Annotated in this window: 13 protein-coding genes and 1 pseudogene; 8 read left to right on the top strand and 6 right to left on the bottom strand. The window is 62.3% G+C overall.

Translation table 11 applies throughout. From position 1 onward, the window contains the following. Positions 1–29: 29 nt before the first annotated feature. Positions 30–2672 (top strand): bifunctional lysylphosphatidylglycerol flippase/synthetase MprF, encoded by a 2643-nt coding sequence (mprF, locus tag LMH93_RS06345; protein WP_010952355.1) that lies wholly within the window; start codon positions 30–32, stop codon positions 2670–2672. After that, positions 2672–3964 (top strand): virulence factor family protein, encoded by a 1293-nt coding sequence (locus tag LMH93_RS06340; RefSeq protein WP_014861198.1) that lies wholly within the window; start codon positions 2672–2674, stop codon positions 3962–3964. Before mprF ends, LMH93_RS06340 begins: the two co-directional genes overlap by 1 nt. A 49-nt stretch (positions 3965–4013) precedes the next feature. Here LMH93_RS06340 and LMH93_RS06335 read toward each other — a convergent pair whose 3' ends face one another. Continuing rightward, a complete protein-coding gene (locus tag LMH93_RS06335; RefSeq protein WP_012051466.1) occupies positions 4014–5924 on the bottom strand; it encodes a potassium transporter Kup in 1911 nt (636 codons plus the stop codon). Between the two features lie 235 nt (positions 5925–6159). Here LMH93_RS06335 and rimO point away from each other — a divergent pair, with 235 nt between their 5' ends. Continuing rightward, positions 6160–7491, top strand: a complete 1332-nt coding sequence (gene rimO / locus LMH93_RS06330) for a 30S ribosomal protein S12 methylthiotransferase RimO (RefSeq protein WP_004576169.1) — start codon at positions 6160–6162, stop codon at positions 7489–7491. Between the two features lie 71 nt (positions 7492–7562). Here rimO and LMH93_RS06325 read toward each other — a convergent pair whose 3' ends face one another. From LMH93_RS06325 to LMH93_RS29625, 4 genes are all read right to left on the bottom strand, one after another. Beyond that, positions 7563–8312, bottom strand: coding sequence for a hypothetical protein (locus LMH93_RS06325; protein ID WP_103518157.1), 750 nt, complete (start codon positions 8310–8312; stop codon positions 7563–7565). Positions 8313–8366: 54 nt separating this feature from the next. Beyond that, positions 8367–10103 (bottom strand): DUF5666 domain-containing protein, encoded by a 1737-nt coding sequence (locus tag LMH93_RS06320; RefSeq protein WP_230064933.1) that lies wholly within the window; start codon positions 10101–10103, stop codon positions 8367–8369. Continuing rightward, a complete protein-coding gene (locus LMH93_RS06315; protein WP_003254799.1) occupies positions 10100–10945 on the bottom strand; it encodes a DUF6502 family protein in 846 nt (281 codons plus the stop codon). Before LMH93_RS06315 ends, LMH93_RS06320 begins: the two co-directional genes overlap by 4 nt. A 191-nt stretch (positions 10946–11136) precedes the next feature. Beyond that, complete coding sequence (locus LMH93_RS29625) at positions 11137–11745, bottom strand: hypothetical protein (protein ID WP_326839527.1); 609 nt, start codon at positions 11743–11745, stop codon at positions 11137–11139. Between the two features lie 294 nt (positions 11746–12039). Between LMH93_RS29625 and LMH93_RS06300 the strand changes: the two genes are divergently transcribed. The 5 genes and pseudogenes from LMH93_RS06300 to LMH93_RS29800 all read left to right on the top strand — a co-directional run bounded on the left by LMH93_RS06300 (position 12040) and on the right by LMH93_RS29800 (position 16507). Continuing rightward, positions 12040–12495 carry a GNAT family N-acetyltransferase gene (locus LMH93_RS06300; RefSeq protein WP_003254803.1) on the top strand — a complete coding sequence of 152 codons (456 nt, stop codon included), beginning with the start codon at positions 12040–12042 and terminating at the stop codon, positions 12493–12495. Between the two features lie 119 nt (positions 12496–12614). Next, a complete protein-coding gene (locus LMH93_RS06295; RefSeq protein WP_021783315.1) occupies positions 12615–13325 on the top strand; it encodes an rRNA pseudouridine synthase in 711 nt (236 codons plus the stop codon). A gap of 49 nt (positions 13326–13374) precedes the next feature. Next, positions 13375–13836 (top strand): DUF1456 family protein, encoded by a 462-nt coding sequence (locus LMH93_RS06290; protein ID WP_003254807.1) that lies wholly within the window; start codon positions 13375–13377, stop codon positions 13834–13836. Positions 13837–13842: 6 nt separating this feature from the next. After that, complete coding sequence (tsaA, locus tag LMH93_RS06285) at positions 13843–14535, top strand: tRNA (N6-threonylcarbamoyladenosine(37)-N6)-methyltransferase TrmO (RefSeq protein WP_230064932.1); 693 nt, start codon at positions 13843–13845, stop codon at positions 14533–14535. 1023 nt (positions 14536–15558) lie between these two features. Then, a pseudogene (locus LMH93_RS29800) lies at positions 15559–16507 on the top strand (IS110 family transposase). A gap of 214 nt (positions 16508–16721) precedes the next feature. Here LMH93_RS29800 and LMH93_RS06270 read toward each other — a convergent pair. Beyond that, positions 16722–18044, bottom strand: a complete 1323-nt coding sequence (locus LMH93_RS06270) for a dicarboxylate/amino acid:cation symporter (RefSeq protein ID WP_003254811.1) — start codon at positions 18042–18044, stop codon at positions 16722–16724. Positions 18045–18268: the final 224 nt, after the last annotated feature.

Here is an 18268-nt window from a genome sequence, read left to right as displayed (position 1 = left end):
CACCTCGCGCTGCATGCCCGGGGCAACTCATGACTTCGCACAATCCCGAACCTCCGGTGCCACTCGCTACGGCGCTACCCGGTGCTGTGCAGCGCCTGCCCCTACTCGAACGCCTGAGTCGCTACCGCCAGCCCATAGGCCTGATGGTGACCCTGTTACTGTTCACGATGGCCTTGATTGCCTGCCGCCACCTGCTGAGCGAGCTGGACATCTATGCCTTGCACGATGCCATGCTCAGCGTGCCCACCCAGTCATTGCTGGGCGCCTTGCTGGCAACGGTGATCGGCTTTGTGATCCTGCTGGGCTACGAGTGGTCGGCCAGCCGCTATGCGGGCGTGAAACTGCCAGCACGCAGCCTGGCACTGGGCGGCTTCAGCGCCTTTGCCATCGGCAACGCCATCGGCCTGTCGATGCTCTCTGGCGGCTCGGTTCGCTATCGCCTGTACGCACGGCAAGGGCTTGGTGCTGGCGAAGTCGCACGCATGACCGTGTTTGCCAGCCTGTCACTGGGCTGCGCGCTGCCGCCCCTGGCCGCCTTGGCGACATTGAGCAACCTGCCGGCGGCCTCGACAGCGCTCGGGTTGGCGCCCGGCCTGCTGGCAGCTGTTGCCAGCGCCGTGCTGGTGGTGTCTGCCTTACTGGTAATTGGCTTGTACCGCCGACGCCTGGCCGAGCAACCGGCGGCCAATAACCTGCTCGTTCAACTGGGGCGGCGCACACTTCGCCTGCCGGATGCACGCCTGGCGGCCCTGCAATTGCTGATAACCGCGCTGGATGTGGCGGCGGCGGCCACCGTGCTCTACCTGTTGCTGCCCGAAGCCCCTCCTTTCGGCGCGTTCGTGCTGGTGTACCTGCTGGCCTTGGCTGCGGGCGTGCTCAGCCACGTACCGGGCGGCGTCGGGGTGTTCGAAGCGATCCTGCTGGCGGCCTTTGCCGACCAGCTCGGTGCCGCACCGCTGGCGGCTGCCTTGCTGCTGTACCGGCTGATCTATGTGGTGCTGCCACTGCTGCTGGCCTGCGTGTTGCTGCTGGCCAATGAAGCCCGACGCCTGCTGTTTGCGCAACAGGCCATCAAGGCCGCTTCAGGTCTGGCCGCACCGATCCTGTCGATTCTGGTGTTCCTGTCCGGCGTGGTGCTGCTTTTTTCCGGTGCCACGCCCGAGATAGATACGCGCCTGGAGCATATGGGTTTCCTGGTGCCACACCGGCTGATCGACGCCTCTCATTTCGGCGCCAGCCTGATCGGTGTGCTATGCCTGCTGCTGGCCCAAGGCCTACGCCGGCGCCTGTCCGCCGCCTGGCTACTGACCACCGTGCTGTTGCTGGTCGGCGCCCTGCTGTCGCTGTTGAAGGGCTTTGACTGGGAAGAGGCTTGCCTGCTGACCTTTACCGCCGCCCTGCTCGCACTGTTCCGCCGCTCGTTCTATCGCCCCAGCCGACTGCTGGAGCTGCCCTTCTCACCGGTTTTCCTGGTGGCCAGCGCCTGTACGGTGGGCGCATCAGTGTGGCTTCTGCTGTTCGCCTACCAGGATGTGCCTTACAGCCATCAGCTGTGGTGGCAGTTCACCCTCGATGCCGACGCGCCACGCGGCCTGCGCGCCGCCATGGGCAGTGCCTTGCTGCTGGCTGCCGTGGCACTGACGTGGCTGCTGCGCACAGCGCCGCCCGTGATCCACCTGCCCGATGAAGAAGAGCTGCAACGCGCCAACCGCATCCTGCAGGCCTCCGACCAACCCGACGGCGGCTTGGCGCTGACTGGCGACAAGGCGTTGCTGTTCCACCCGCGTGGTAACGCGTTCCTCATGTACGCCCGGCGCGGCCGCAGCCTGGTGGCGCTGTACGACCCGATAGGCCCGGCCCAGGAACGCGCCGAGATGATCTGGCAGTTCCGCGACCTGTGCGACCTGCACCACGCACGCCCCGTGTTCTACCAGGTACGTGCGGAGAACCTGCCGTTCTACATGGACATCGGCCTGACCGCATTGAAGCTCGGTGAAGAAGCCCGGGTCGACTTGCGCCGCTTTGACCTTGAAGCCAAAGGCAAGGAGATGAAAGACCTGCGCTACACCTGGAACCGCGGCGGACGCGATGGCCTGAGCCTGGAGATCCATGAGCCCGGCCACGCCCCGTTGGCTGAGCTGAAGGAAATTTCCGACGCCTGGCTCGGCGGTAAAAACGTGCGCGAGAAAGGCTTCTCGCTGGGGCGCTTCAGCCCAGACTACCTGCAGCACTTCCGCATAGCCCTGATTCGCTTCCAGGGCCGCCCGGTAGCCTTCGCCAACTTGCTGGAAACCCATGGAAACGAGCTGGCCAGCCTCGACCTGATGCGTGCGCACCCCGAAGCGCCAAAGCTGACCATGGAGTTCATGATGATCGGCTTGATCCTGCACTACAAAAGCCATGACTACGGGCGTTTCAGCCTGGGCATGGTACCGCTGTCCGGCCTGCAACCCAGGCGCGGCGCCCCCTTGACCCAGCGCTTGGGTTCGCTGGTGTTCCGCCGTGGTGAACAGCTTTACAACTTCCAGGGGCTTCGACGCTTCAAGGACAAGTTCCAGCCGGACTGGGAACCCCGCTACATGGCCGTGCCAGCCGGGCTTGACCCGCTGGTGGCACTGGCCGACACCGCCGCCCTGATTGCAGGCGGCCTGACTGGATTGGTGAAACGCTGATGACCCGACGCTTTTGGTTGTACCTGCTGGTTCCCCTGCTGCTGGCCGCCCTGGGTGGTGCGCTGGCCTTCTGGCTGTGGACGCGCCCGGCTCCCGAGGCGCGCCTGGAGCAAATGAGCATCAATGACACCAGCATCACCCGTGTTACCCCTGGCGTGCACCCCAAGGCCCGGGTGGCCATCGGCGTGCCACAAGACCAGGCACTGACGGGCAAGCAACTGCTCGACCTGAGCCAGGCCGGTGAAGCCCAGCTGGTACAGGTGATTCTGCCGCCTGGCGACTGCAGCAAGCAGCAACAGGCCATGGACCAGGCGCTGACCCAACTGCAGGAAAAACCGACCTTGGTCGCCGGCATCGGCCCCGGTGCCACCCAGGCCTGGCGCTGGCTGGCCAGCCAGAACGATGACAAGGCGCGGGCCATTTCCGTGGGCTTCACCCTCGAACAGCCTGACTGCCAGGCACCGCTGCCCAAATCGGCTGCCCATGGCCACTGGAACGTCGCCTGGAACGACAACCCGGATGACGCCAGCGCCGCCTTCGTGCGCGACCAGGCCAACGCCGAAACCAGCATCAGCGACTACGACATCCACTTGCCACAAGTGCTCAAGGCGCAACTGACCCAAGCCCTGGTCGGCCGCGACGGTAACGCACTGGCCATCCCGGTGGTCGAAGTGCCGGCCGGGCAAACCACAGACACGGTTACCTTGTTCCTCTCTGGTGATGGCGGCTGGCGCGACCTGGACCGCGACGTGGCCGGGGAAATGGCCAAGCTGGGTTACCCGGTGGTGGGCATCGACACGCTGCGCTACTACTGGCAGCACAAGACCCCGGAACAAAGCGCCGCCGACCTTTCCGAGCTAATGCATCACTACCGGCAGAAGTGGGGTACCAAGCGCTTCGTATTGACCGGCTATTCGTTCGGCGCCGACGTGCTGCCGGCAATCTACAACCGCCTGCCCGTCGAGGACCAGCAGCGTATCGACGCGGTGGTGCTGCTAGCCTTTGCGCGCAGTGGCAGCTTCGAGATCGAGGTCGAGGGTTGGCTGGGCAAGGAAGGCCAGGAAGCGCCAACCGGGCCGGAAATGGCCAAGCTGCCAGCGTCCAAGGTCGTGTGCGTATATGGCGTCGAGGAAACCGACGAGAGCGGTTGCACGGAAAAGACGGCAGTGGGTGAACGCCTGAAACTGCCTGGTGGTCACCACTTCGACGAGAACTACCCGGCACTCGCCAAGCGCTTGATTGGCGAGATCGAGACGCGCCAGGGCAAGACCAGCGTAGCTGAGCAGAACTGACAAGGGTCAGGGCCGCTCTGCGGCCCTGACCCTTGCTGTGCAAACCCATTCAGATCTCGACCTGCGTCCCCAGTTCGATCACCCGGTTCAACGGCAGGTTGAAGAAGCGCAAGTTGCCGTTGGCATTTTTCAGCAGGAACGCGAACAGGTTGCCCCGCCAGCGCGACATCCCCTCCAGCCGTGACGCGATCACCGTCTCGCGGCTGAGGAAGTAGGTAGTGCGCATTGGCGTGAAGTCGAGGTCATCCAGGTGACACAGCTTCAACGCGGCAGGCACGTCCGGCTCATCCATGAACCCAAAGTGCAGCAACACACGGAAGAATCCGTCGCCATAGGCTTCCACCTCGAAACGCTCATGTTCCGGCACCCGCGGCCGGTCTTCGCTGACCACAGTCAGCAGCACCACCTGGCTGTGCAACACCTGGTTGTGCAACATGTTGTGCAACAGCGCATGCGGCACGGCATCGGAGCGTGCCGTCAGAAACACTGCAGTCCCCTCGACCCGGTGCGGTGGCTGAATGCGGATGCTGCTGATGAACAATGGCAATGGCAGGGCACCTTCATCGATGCGCTCGACCAGAATCTGCTTGCCGCGCTTCCAGGTGCTCATCAGCAGGTAGAGCACACCACCGGCCAACACGGGGAAGGCACCACCCTGGACGATTTTCGGCACATTGGCGGCGAAGAACAGCCCGTCGACAAACAGGAAGCCGACCAGAATCGGCACTGCAAGCAGCGGCGGCCACTTCCACAGCAGCAGCATCACCGCGGACACCAGGATGGTGGTCATCAGCATGGTACCGGTGACCGCAACCCCGTAGGCTGCCGCCAGAGCGCCCGAGGACCCGAAGCCGATGACCAGCAGCACCACACCCACCATCAGCGTCCAGTTCACTGCACCAATGTAGATCTGCCCCTGCTCGTCGCTTGAGGTGTGCTGAATCTGCATACGTGGGATGTAGCCCAGCTGAATGGCCTGACGGGTCAGGGAGAAGGCCCCGGAAATCACCGCCTGCGAAGCGATAACCGTGGCCATGGTGGCCAGCCCGACCAACGGCAGCAGCGCCCAGCCCGGCGCCAGCAGGTAGAACGGGTTGCGCGCGGCCTCCGGGTTTTGCAGCAGCAGTGCACCCTGGCCAAAATAATTGAGCACCAGCGCCGGGAGCACCAGGATGAACCAGGCCCGGGCAATCGGCTTGCGGCCAAAGTGCCCCATGTCGGCGTACAGCGCCTCGGCACCGGTCAGCGCCAGCACTACCGCACCCAGAATGGCCACGCCAATACCGGGGTGCACCACGAAGAAGTTGACTGCCCAGCCCGGGTTGAACGCCTTGAGTACTTCCGGGCTCTGCGAGATGCCATGCACACCCAGCGCGCCCAGCGCCACGAACCAGGTCACCATGATCGGACCAAACAGCTTGCCGATCTTCTCAGTGCCATGTTGCTGCACCAGGAACAGCGCCACCAGCACCACCAGCGAAATTGGCACCACCCAGTGGTCGATGCCATCGAAGGCCAGGCCCATGCCCTCCACCGCCGACAGCACCGACACCGCCGGGGTGATCATGCTGTCGCCATAGAACAGCGAAGCGCCGATCAAGCCACAGATCACCATCAGCGTGCGCAGCCGCGGGTACGCCGCCGTGGCCCGCCGCGCCAGAGCGGTCAACGCCATGGTGCCGCCCTCCCCCTGGTTATCGGCACGCAAGATGAACATCACATACTTGAATGACACCACCCACAACAACGACCAAAGGATCAGCGACAGGATCCCCAGCACGCCATCATGGTTGACCGACACCCCGTAGCCGCCGGTAAAGACTTCCTTGAGGGTATACAACGGGCTGGTGCCGATATCGCCATAAACTACCCCGACCGCCGCCACGAGCAGGCCCACCGACCGTGACGCACCCTGCTTCCCCTCGTGCCCGCCCTCAGCGTGACTGCTTGCCTGAACCATCGACCACTCCCGCAAACGGCCTTCACGGCCCTTGGTAATCAATCTGCCACCAGGCCCTGGAAGGTACCCCGGCGCAACGGCGCGAAGCATAGCGCAGCGTTCGTCGTATTTCTGCTGGTCAAGCGCCCTTGCGCTCGCTAGAATTGCGCACTTTTTGATCAGAGGCGCCAAAAGCGCCCGTCAAGTTCGCCCCCGATTCCGGCCGGGCGACCTGTATTCAATACCGAGGTTAGTCATGTCCACCACGCCCGCCACCCCCAAGGTAGGTTTCGTAAGCCTGGGTTGCCCAAAAGCCCTGGTCGACTCCGAGCGCATCCTGACCCAGCTGCGCATGGAAGGCTATGAAGTCGTACCCACCTACGAGGACGCCGACGTGGTGGTGGTCAACACCTGCGGCTTCATCGACAGCGCCAAGGCCGAATCGCTGGAAGTGATCGGCGAAGCCATCAAGGAAAACGGCAAGGTGATCGTCACCGGCTGCATGGGCGTCGAAGAAGGCAGCATCCGTGACGTGCACCCAAGCGTGCTGTCGGTCACTGGCCCGCAGCAGTACGAGCAGGTAGTCAACGCCGTTCACGAAGTGGTGCCGCCGCGTCAGGACCACAACCCGCTGATCGACCTGGTGCCGCCACAGGGCGTCAAGCTAACCCCGCGCCACTATGCCTACCTGAAGATCTCCGAAGGCTGCAACCACAGCTGCAGCTTCTGCATCATCCCGTCGATGCGCGGCAAGCTGGTCAGCCGCCCGGTGGGTGAAGTGCTGAGCGAGGCCGAGCGCCTGGTCAAGGCCGGGGTGAAGGAAATCCTGGTGATTTCCCAGGACACCAGCGCCTACGGCGTCGACGTCAAGTACAAGACCGACTTCTGGAACGGCCGCCCGGTGAAGACCCGCATGCTCGAGCTGTGCGAAGCACTGAGCAGCCTGGGCGCCTGGGTACGCCTGCACTATGTGTACCCTTACCCGAACGTTGACGACGTGATCCCGCTGATGGCTGCCGGCAAGATCCTGCCGTACCTGGACATCCCGTTCCAGCACGCCAGCCCGAAAGTGCTCAAGTCGATGAAGCGCCCGGCCTTCGAAGACCGCACCCTGGCGCGCATCAAGAACTGGCGCGAGCAGTGCCCTGAGCTGGTGATCCGCTCCACCTTCATCGTCGGCTTCCCGGGCGAGACCGAGGAAGACTTCCAGTACCTGCTGGACTGGCTGACCGAAGCCCAGCTCGACCGCGTGGGCTGCTTCCAGTACTCGCCAGTGGAAGGCGCCCCGGCCAACGACCTGGGCCTGGCCGAAGTACCGGACGACGTCAAGCAAGAGCGCTGGGACCGCTTCATGGCCCACCAGCAGGCCATCAGTGCTGCCCGCCTGCAATTGCGCATCGGCAAGGAAATCGACGTGCTGATCGACGAAGTCGAGGAACAAGGTTCGGTTGGCCGCAGCTTCTTCGATGCACCGGAAATCGATGGCAGCGTGTTCATCGATGGCGACCATGGTTTCAAGCCAGGCGACAAAGTGCGTTGCCGTGTGGTGGATGCCGACGAGTACGACATGTGGGCTGAACCCATCTAAAACGGCTGAAGCCTGCAAAGCCCCTGCCCCGGCGTTCTCCATAGGGAATGACCGGCGCAGGGGCTTTTTTGTCAGAATGTGTGAAACAGCATCAGGCCGCCCTCGGCATCCGGGCTGGCATCCGAGAAGCCTTTGACTGCATAGAGTTGGACTTTCCAGTGCTGGTTGAGCTTGTGGGTGAGGAACAGGGTAAGCTCCTTGATCTGCGCCCCGGTCGAGACCACTTTCTGCCGCCAATCGTAGGAGGCGCCGGCCGAAGTACCGACCGCCACCGGCAGGGCAAAGCCGAGACTGGCAAATACCGGGTCATCGAAGTCGCTATCGGGCGGGTCACCGAACTTCTTCCAACCCAGCGTCGCGAAACCGGTGACCGGGCCAAAGCCCTTGGCTATGTCGACCTGGGTGGTGTAATCGTACTGGCCGGTGCCCAGGCACTGGTCTTCATCAGCGGTAGGGAATTTGACCTTGCCGATCAGGTCCAGCATCAGGCCGCCGTCACGACCATCGAGCAGTGCATAGGCGGCGCTGGCAACCGTGTCACCCAACCCGCTTTCCACGTCTCGGCAACCACCGGGCAAGGGGTCACCATTGGGGCCGACTTCGGGGTTGGTGATACGCAACCAAGGCACGGTAACCTTGTAGGTCATGGGGCCGCTCTCATACTTGCCGACCACCGGCACATACCAGATTTCCGAAGTGGTGCCGGTACCATAGTCGCCACTTGAATAATCCATGCCAATGGCGGCACTGAAGGTATCGGCCAGCGCCGACACGCAGGTGCACGAGAGCAAACAGGCGAACAGAGGGAGCGTGGGTCTCATTTGCAACTCAGTACTCTTTCGGGAAGCATGGCCAGACTTACCCAGCCTAGTTGGCTAACGCCCGGATCGCTCTGGATGCTCGACTTTTTCCACCGTCTCTGCCTTTTCCGGCCTCTCCACCTTTTCAACTTTCTCTGGTAACTCCACCTTTTCGACCCGTTCAGGCTTTTCTACTTTTTCTACTTTCTCGGGCTTCTCGACTTTCTCGACCTTCTCGACCTTCTCGACCTTCTCGACTTTCTCGACTTTCTCGACCCTCTCGACTTTCTCGACCTTCTCGACCTTCTCGACCTTCTCGACCTTCTCGACCTTCTCGACCTTCTCGACCTTCTCGACCTTCTCGACCTTCTCGACTTTCTCGGGCTTCTCGACCTTGTCTACTTTTTCGACCTTTCCGGTGTTTTCGACTTCGACCTTCTCAACCCGATCGGAGCTTCCACTGTTGCTACGCGTCGATTGCTCCGATGCGTCGAGGTGTACCGACTCTCCCGACTTGTCACCACTGCCATGGTCACTGGAGCCGTCAACGGCACTGCGCCCACTGTGATCATCGCTGTTTTCATCACGATCGTTGGCCCCATCGCTTGCGCCATGACCGCTGCTGGAGCCGCCGGAGCTGCTTCCGTCATGCTCACCTCCGTGCTCCGACTGGCTTCTGTCAGAATTGTCGACACGGTCGTCCTGGAATTCCACGCGGGTTGCCCGCAGCTCGTGAGTTCCATTGAGCACCCCGCTCACCCGCACACGTTGATCAAGCGCCAACGCCGCTGGCTGCCGACCGACAATTACGGTGCCCTGCCCCAATGTCACATTGAGACCTGCAACCACCAACTGCCGAGCTTGTGTGCGCTGTACCAGCCCTTCAACCACCGCCTGCTGGACACGACCAGCAAAAGGCAGGCTCGGGTCTGGACGGGTTTGCGCCACTTCAAGCTGGCGCCCGGTCCACTGGCCGCGCACCAGCACCTCACGTGCAGGCGCCACACGGGTACCCAACTTCAACCCTTGAAGGCTGCCAGTGCGATCAACCGCGCCGATGGCGCTGGCCTCCCTCAACCCCGGTGCCCGTTCGATACGGGTCGCCACGACTTCTCCCCGGGCATCGCGCAGGCCGCTGACCCTCACGGGCTCACCCGGGCGCAACCCTTCAGCTACCCGCGCGCCAGCGGCCAGCCGCACGGGTTGCCCCATGACCCGCAGTGGGGCCGAGGCATTGGGCAGCGCCGTCAACGGCCCTTCGAAGACGTTGAGGATCGAAATGCGCCCCGCTTGCAGGCCGCGCTGGGTGGCGAATGCCTCCACCGCCACCACCTGCCCGATCGCCAGGTGACCACTGCTGGCAGGCGCACCGTTTTCACTCACCGGTACGTCCTTGCCATAGTGCACTTCCATGCTATTGACGCAGATCGAGGCGAAGCCGGTGATGGTACCGACGATGCCTGTACCCCCAGTACCACCCGGGCGCAGGATCGGCGTACCGGTACCACCTACATCACCGTGGCGCTGATCAAAGTAGGTGCCGTCCACACCCTCCGCCACCGCGCCTGTGCCGCCTGTACCACCCGGGCGTTGCTGGACTGGGGCACCGGTGCCACCGACGCCGCCATTTTCATTGCGTACACCGGTGCCGCCCATACCGCCGGGAAACTGCAGGCCTGCGGCACCGGCCATACCCATCTCGTCACGGCTGACACACACCGGCGCTGCGGCCACCTCGGCCGGGGCCATCAGGTTCCCCCCGAAAACCAGGGCAAACATGACAGCACTGAGGTAGCGCACAGGAAGAGTCATGGGCCGGGTGTCTTCGACGGATCGGAATCGGTAGCTTCAGTGTAGAAATAAAGCCCGACAGTGATGCGCTGACGTTGTTCGATACCGGGCTCATCAGCACTCTCCAACGCTGCTGCAAGCCGGCTGAAGGCAAGTAGTGTCTGCATGCCATCCTTGGCTACCACATCTCGCAAATGCTCGACGCTGGCCGGGCTCAAGGCATCGTAGTGCACGCTACGCTCAAAAAATGGCGGGCCTTCGCCGCTGAGGTTGTGCACCGCCGCACAGGCATGGTCATGCAGGTTGTGGCCGAAGTACGCAGCCTTTTCATCAAAACCCTTCTGTGGCACGAATGCATGGGCTTCCAGGTGCACGCAATCCTGCTCATCGAGCCGCACGACGCCCAGGCGCAACCATTCGTCCAGCACCACCCGGCCGCGGATATCGGTGCTGACCTTGGCGACCAGGGCGTCGAATGAGCAATCGCCACCCACACTGGCTAGCCGCGCAAGCGCCCTCGCCTGGCCGGGTGCCGAGCAGAATGGTGGGGTGTTGGTCCATACATTGACCAACTGTGCACCTAGCGTGATGTTATCCGGCAGGGCCGCAATTGCAGTGTCACCCTCATTACGCAGCCGCCGAACATCTTTACGATGTACACCAGTAAGCAGGCTGATGCGGCTATCGGTTGGCGCGGTGTCGTTCAGGCGAAACTCGCGATGGGCCACATCGACGAACACCTCCTTGAGCAGGTCGGTGAACATCGTGTAGGTAACCCCTTTGCGCAGCATCAGGCGCACCAGCGGGCGCATCACACGCCGCAGCGCACTCAGCATCGACGGGGGTAAGACAGGCGATTGCATCGAGGGCATTCCTTGACAGAGGCACCCAGTATAAGACGCGGGAATTAATCCCACGCAAACCGCAATCATATCCCGGCATGGACGAGGAAAAAGCTGTCAGCGCTCATTGGAAATGACGTGATAAAGGCAAGACAAGCCAGAACCTGCTCATACAAAACCCGTCCGCTGGGTTTTGTATGGGCCACTTCGGGTCAGCGCCAATCAGCTTCTGCTGTTGTCATCCCCGGCCTCGCCGCCGGCATGAACACCGTGGTCATCACCGGGTTCGCCACCCACATGGTTGCCGTGATCGTCACCAGGTTCACCACCAACATGATTGCCGTGATCATCGCCAGGCTCACCGCCGACATGATTACCATGATCATCCCCGGGTTCCCCACCCGCGTGATTGCCATGATCGTCACCCGCTTCAGCATGGTTGCTGCTGCGCCCAGCGTTTGAATTACCGTCGTGGCCACTGCCGCTGTTGCCGGCATGGCCACCACCGTCACCGCCGCTGCCGTGGCCACCACTTCCGCTTCCGCCACCATGGCCACCGCCGCCACCACTTCCACCACCACCGTGGCCACCGCCACCGCCACTTCCACCACCACCGTGGCCACCGCCACCGCCACTTCCACCGCCACCGTGGCCACCGCCACCGCCACTTCCACCGCCACCGTGGCCACCGCCACCGCCACTTCCACCGCCACCGTGGCCACCGCCGCCGCCACTTCCACCGCCACCGTGGCCACCGCCACCGCCACCGCCACCGCCACCGCCACCGCCACCGCCATCTTTAGCGTAGGCACTGGAGCCATGAGAAATCGAGTCAGGGATCAAGGCAATGGACATCGACAACACGCCAGCTACAGCAGCCGCGAGTAAAGCCTTCTTGAACAGCAGGTGGATTTGCATAGTCCGTCTCCAGGTCTTCGCCACGAGAACGCCAAATCGGTCAGTAATCTTGCTTCAGATTGAACTTATATTTGCGTGGGATTTTTTCCCACGCTTAATTAATAGACCGTCACTCCCCAGGTCTCAAGCGCCAAGCGAACAAGCCGACCGGTGGTTGGCCTGCTATGTTTTCCCTATCGTCCCAGAGGAACACCGGCATGGCTGCGCTACTGACGCTGCAAACCCCGCGCTTGTGCGACTACAGCGAGCTGGTACAGGTGTGGGAGGATTCAGTACGCGCCACCCACGACTTTCTGCCAGAGGGCTATATCCTGCTACTGCGCGAACATGTGCTGCGCCGCTACCTCGACGCAGTGATGCTGATCTGCTGCAAGGACCGCCAGCGCATCTGTGGTTTCGCCGGTGTCGCCAACGGGCGGGTGGACATGCTGTTCGTCGCACCTGGCTACCGCGGCCAAGGGGTAGGCAAGCGCCTGCTGCGCTATGCCATCAATGAGCTGAATGCCGAGTACCTTGACGTCAACGAACAGAACCCGAAAGCGCTGGGCTTCTACCTGCATGAGGGTTTCGAGGTCATCGGCCGTTCGGAAACCGACGGCCTGGGCCAGCCCTATCCTCTGCTGCACATGAGGCTAATGCGCACAGTGCCTTGAGGCGGCGCCTGAATGTGCCGCGCTATGTGTCCAAAATGGCGCATCTGACACAGATTCCCATCATCTACCGCTTGCAGGCAGGTACAATGGAGGCCTTTCCCTGCCTTGCGAATTGCCCCATGTCCGAACCCGTCCGCCTGTCCAAACGCCTCATCGAGCAGCTCGGCTGCTCCCGCCGCGAGGCCGAGCAGTACATTGAAGGAGGCTGGGTAACGGTCGATGGCGTGGTGGTCGAGCAGCCGCAGTTCAAGGTTGAGCAGCAGCGCGTCGAACTGCTGCCGGGCGCCCGTGCCGAAACCCTGGAGCCAGTGACCCTGCTGCTGAACCAGCCAGCCGGCATGGACAGTGAAGACGCCCGCGCCAGCATGAACATGGGCAGCCTTAGCGAGGCCCACCGCGAAGGCGTGCGCGCCCTGCACGGGCATTTTGCCCGGCAGGCCTGCGTGGCACCGCTGGAGCGTGGCGCCAGCGGCCTGCAGGTGTTTACCCAGGACTGGCGGGTATCCCGCAAGATCGAGGCCGACCTGCGTCGCCTGGAGCAAGAGTTCATCATTGAAGTGCGCGGCGAAACCACCCCCCAGGCGCTGGAACGCCTGGCGCGTGGGGCCATGCGCAATGACCGCGAGTTGCCCAAGGCCAAGGCCAGCTGGCAGAACGAGACACACCTGCGCATGGTGTTGAAAAACCCACAACCAGGGCAGATTTCCGAGCTATGCGCCTACCTGCGCCTGGAGCTTTTAAGCATGCGACGCATTCGCCTGGGTGGTGTGTCGATGGGCAAGCTGCCCTTGGGCCAATGGCGTTACCTGGCTACCTCCGAACGTTTCTAAGCAATACGCCGCGCCGGAACGCGCGGCACCTGAACAGGATTCTGCTGCAATGAACCACAACGACGTCCTGCGCAGCCTGCGCTACATGCTCAAGGTGAACGACGCCAAGATGGCCGAGATCATCGGGCTCTCTGGCCTCGAAGTGCATCCTCTGGTGCTGGCCACCTACCTGAAAAAAGAAGAAGAGGAAGGCTTCGTGCGCTGCCCGGAACGGGTGATGGCGCACTTCCTTGACGGCCTGGTGATCTACCGCCGAGGCAAAGACGATAGCCGCCCGCAGCAGCCGATCGAGCTGCCGGTAACCAACAACCTGATCCTCAAGAAGCTGCGTGTGGCTTTTGAGCTCAAGGAAGACGACCTGCACGCGATTCTCAAGTCGGTCAACTTCCCGGTCAGCAAACCTGAGCTCAGCGCGCTGTTCCGCAAGGCTGGCCACGACAACTACCGCCCGTGTGGCGACCAGTTGATGCGCAACTTCCTCAAGGGCCTGACCCTGCGCGTGCGCGGCTGAGTGGCCATGCAGCATACGGTTGTCCCGGTCGGCATCGTCCACTCCTGTTTCAAGGAAAAGTTCGCCATTCCGCGCCAGCCGCAGCTGGCGCCTGCCGCCCGTGGCGTACTCGAACTGTTGCCGCCGTTCGATCAAGGTGACGCGGTCGAAGGCCTGGAGCAGGTCAGCCATGTCTGGCTGCTGTTCCTGTTCCACCAGGCCCTGGAAGAAAAGCCGCGCCTGAAAGTGCGGCCTCCGCGTCTGGGCGGCAACAAGAGCATGGGGGTGTTCGCCACCCGCGCCACCCATCGGCCCAACGGCATCGGCCAGTCGGTGGTACGCCTGGAGGGCATGGAGCCCGGGCGCCTGCTGCTGTCCGGGATCGACCTGCTCGACGGCACGCCGGTGCTGGACATCAAGCCGTATGTGCCCTATGCCGACAGCGTCGCTGGCGCCAGCAACCAGATGGCCAACGCAGCGCCTTTGGCAATTGACGTGCAGTGGGCGGACAACGCCCTGATCCAGGCCCGCGAGCATGCGCTGCGTTTGAATGAGCCGCTGGTGCAACTGATCGAGCAATGCCTGGCGCAGGACCCACGGCCGGCCTACCAGATACCACCGTCCGAGCGGGTGTACGGGGTGAAGTTCTGGGATGTGCAAGTAAGGTGGCATTACCCACAGCCGGACGTCATCCGGGTGATGGAGGTGGTACTGGGCTGAGGGCCACCGCATCGCCCTGTGTGGGAGCGGCCTTGCGTCGCGAAAGGGCTGCGCAGCGGCCCCAAGATTTCAGCCATCCTGCAAGGTCGCCGGGGCTGCTGCGCAGCCCATTCGCGACGCAAGGCCGCTCCCACAGGGACCGCGCGCACACGAAAAAGGCGACCTTGGGTCGCCTTTCTCATTTCAACCCGCTATCAACGAGCCGGGCCTTCAGCCACGCCCAGGTCGTCCGTCGGGCGGGTATCGACCAGCGGCGCACCACCGGAGGCCAATTCCGAAGCCAGCGGTGGCATTACCCACAGCCGGACGTCATCCGGGTGATGGAGGTGGTACTGGGCAGAGGGCCGCCGCATCGCCCTGTGTGGGAGCGGCCTTGCGTCGCGAAAGGGCTGCACAGCGGCCCCAAGATTTCAACCATCCTGCAAGGTCGCCGGGGCTGCTGCGCAGCCCATTCGCGACGCAAGGCCGCTCCCACAAAGGACCGCGCAGACACGAAAAAGGCGACCTTGGGTCGCCTTTCTCATTTCAACCCGCTATCAACGAGCCGGGCCTTCAGCCACGCCCAGGTCGTCCGTCGGGCGGGTATCGATCAGCGGCGCACCACCGGAGGCCAATTCCGAAGCCAGCGGTGGCATTACCCACAGCCGGACGTCATCCGGGTGATGGAGGTGGTACTGGGCAGAGGGCCGCCGCATCGCCCTGTGTGGGAGCGGCCTTGCGTCGCGAAAGGGCTGCGCAGCGGCCCCAAGAATTCAGCCATCCTGCAAGGTCGCCGGGGCTGCTGCGCAGCCCATCGCGACGCAAGGCCGCTTGTGTCTTGATGGGGGATTAGAATCTGGAGTGAGAGCGGTGAATGGCAAGCTGAATGCCGTAGGTGCCTTGAGCACGTGTGGGAGCACAAGCTGCCATTCACCGTTCCACTTTGGCGAGAGCCCGAACAGTTGGATGCGGCTCTGATCTCGAATCACAAGCGTGGGCCAAGCCAAAGTCCTCTCACTGTGTTGAGTTTAGGAGGTTTTGGTGATGGCTTCCTTCTTGGGTATCGATGTTTCCAGTCTCTCCCTTGATGCTGCGGTGCGGCCACAGGGCATCAAAATGCATTTAAGCAATGATCCCACAGGCTTTAAGGCGCTACTGGAGAGCCTTCGCAAGCTCAGTATCAAGCGCGTCCTGTTAGAGGCGACGGGTGGCTACGAGCGAGATGTCATGCGTTTTCTACAGGACGCTGGCTACAAGGTCATACGCGTTAATCCCAGGCGAGCCAGGTCATTCGCTGACTCTCTAGGCATCAAGGCCAAGACTGACGCCATCGACGCCGAGGTTCTGGCGCACTATGCCGAAGTCATTCCAGATCAACCCTCCCTGCGAATCAGCCCCGAACGAGCGCTTCTGCGAGAGTTGCTTCAGCAACGTGATCGGTTGGTTCAACAGCGAGATGACGACCTGCGGCGCCTGAAGCAGGTGCAATCGACTGCAGTTGCTAACTACCTGAATGCCAACCTGAAACACTTCAAAGCGCAGATCAAACTGGTTGAGCGTGAGATCGAACAGCAAACCGCGATGCTGAACGACGAACGGGTTACCCAACTGATTAAAGTGAAAGGCATTGGGATGGTGACAGCGGGCAAGCTAGTAGCGCTGCTGCCGGAGCTGGGTCGGGTTGAATCCAGAGAAATTGCCCCTGGTCGGAGTGGCGCCCTTCAACCACGACAGCGGGAAATTCATGGGCAAGCGCTCTATCTCTGGCGGACGATTTGCGGTCAGGCGATCGCTGTACATGGCATGCCTTGTGGCGATGAGATACAACCCAGCACTCAAGGCTCGTTATCAGTCACTGCGGGAGCGCGGAAAACTTCCCAAAGTCGCTATCGTGGCCTGCATGAGAACGTTCATCGTGCGGTTAAATGCCATGCTCAGAACGGGTACATCATGGCTCGATCTAGTGCTACCGCAGCCTGAAAGTACAACGTAAATCCAGAACGCAGCGTGAGCCGCGTGGAAGCGGGCTTGCCCGCGAAGCCAACACCGTGGTGGATTGCACGGGCTTCGCCCGTGTTCGCGGGCAAGCCCGCTCCCACAGGGAAGGCGCCAGCTTTTAGAAATTGAGCAAGACAGTTGCTCCCACAAGGGACCGCGCAGACACGAAAAAGGCGACCTTGGGTCGCCTTTCTCATTTCAACCCGCTATCAACGAGCCGGGCCTTCAGCCACGCCCAGGTCGTCCGTCGGGCGGGTATCGACCAGCGGCGCACCACCGGAGGCCAGTTCCGAAGCCAGCTTGTCGTTGTCCATTTCCTTGACCCACTTGGCCACTACCACGGTGGCAACGGCGTTGCCCACCAGGTTGGTCAGGGCGCGGGCTTCGGACATGAAGCGGTCGATGCCGAGGATCAGCGCCAGGCCGGCAACCGGCAGGTGGCCAACAGCCGACAGGGTCGCGGCCAGCACGATGAAGCCCGAGCCGGTAACGCCGGCAGCACCCTTGGAAGCCACCAGCAGCACCAGCAGCAGGGTGATCTGGTGAGTGATGTCCATGGTGGTGTCAGTGGCCTGAGCGATGAACACCGCAGCCATGGTCAGGTAGATCGAGGTACCGTCCAGGTTGAACGAGTAGCCAGTCGGGATAACCAGGCCCACTACCGATTTCTTGGCACCCAGGCGCTCCATCTTGGCCAGCATGCGTGGCAGGGCCGACTCCGAGGACGAAGTACCCAGCACGATCAGCAGTTCTTCACGGATGTAGCGGATCAGCTTGATCACGCTGAAGCCGTGGGCACGGCAGATACCGCCCAGCACCACCAGCACGAACAGCAGGCAGGTGATGTAGAAGCAGGCCATCAGGTAGCCCAGCTGCACCAGCGAGCCAACACCGTACTGGCCGATGGTGAAGGCCATGGCGCCGAAAGCGCCGATCGGGGCCAGCTTCATGATCATGTTGATGATGTTGAACATGACGTGGGCGAAGCGGTCGATCATGTCCAGTACCGGCTTGCCGTAGCTGCCCAGGCGGTGCAGGGCGAAGCCGAACAGTACCGAGAACATCAGCACTTGCAGGATGTCGCCGTTGGCGAAGGCGCCGACGACCGTATTGGGGATGACGTTAAGCAGGAAGCCGACGGTAGTCTGCTGCGCGCCGGCGGCGGCGTAGGCAGCCACGCTGCTGGCGTTCAGGGTGCTGACGTCGATGTGCATGCCAGCGCCTGGCTTGACCACGTTGACGACGACGAGGCCGATGATCAGGGCGATGGTGGAGACGATTTCGAAGTACAGCAACGCGTAGCCGCCGGTTTTGCCGACCGACTTCATGCTCTGCATGCCGGCAATGCCGCTGACCACGGTACAGAAGATGATCGGGGCGATGACCATCTTGATCAGTTTGACGAAGCCGTCACCCAGGGGTTTGAGGGCAACGCCCGTTTCCGGGTAGTAGTGGCCGAGCAGGATGCCGATGGTGATGGCGACCAACACCTGGACATACAGGGATTTGTACAGCGGCTGACGTGTCGTCATGGCTAATTTTCCTCAAGTGTGCCGGTTCACCCTTCCCAGGGTGATGGGGGCACCTGAATCGCTAACCCTCCTGCACTTGGAGGGATTTGTCGTTGTGTTCGAGCTGCCTGGGCAGGCCTCTGCGAGGATCAATAGCAAGGGTGGTGCCAAAATGCCCATGAAGGGTGCAAAGCCCGTATTTGCTAGGAATAAATGCCCAACGACAGGGCGATATTCCCGAGACG

It is taken from the genome of Pseudomonas sp. CIP-10 (assembly GCF_020911845.1).
In the GTDB taxonomy this organism is placed as follows: Bacteria; Pseudomonadota; Gammaproteobacteria; order Pseudomonadales; family Pseudomonadaceae; genus Aquipseudomonas; species Aquipseudomonas alloputida.
This window is presented reverse-complemented; position numbering and strand designations above follow the sequence as displayed.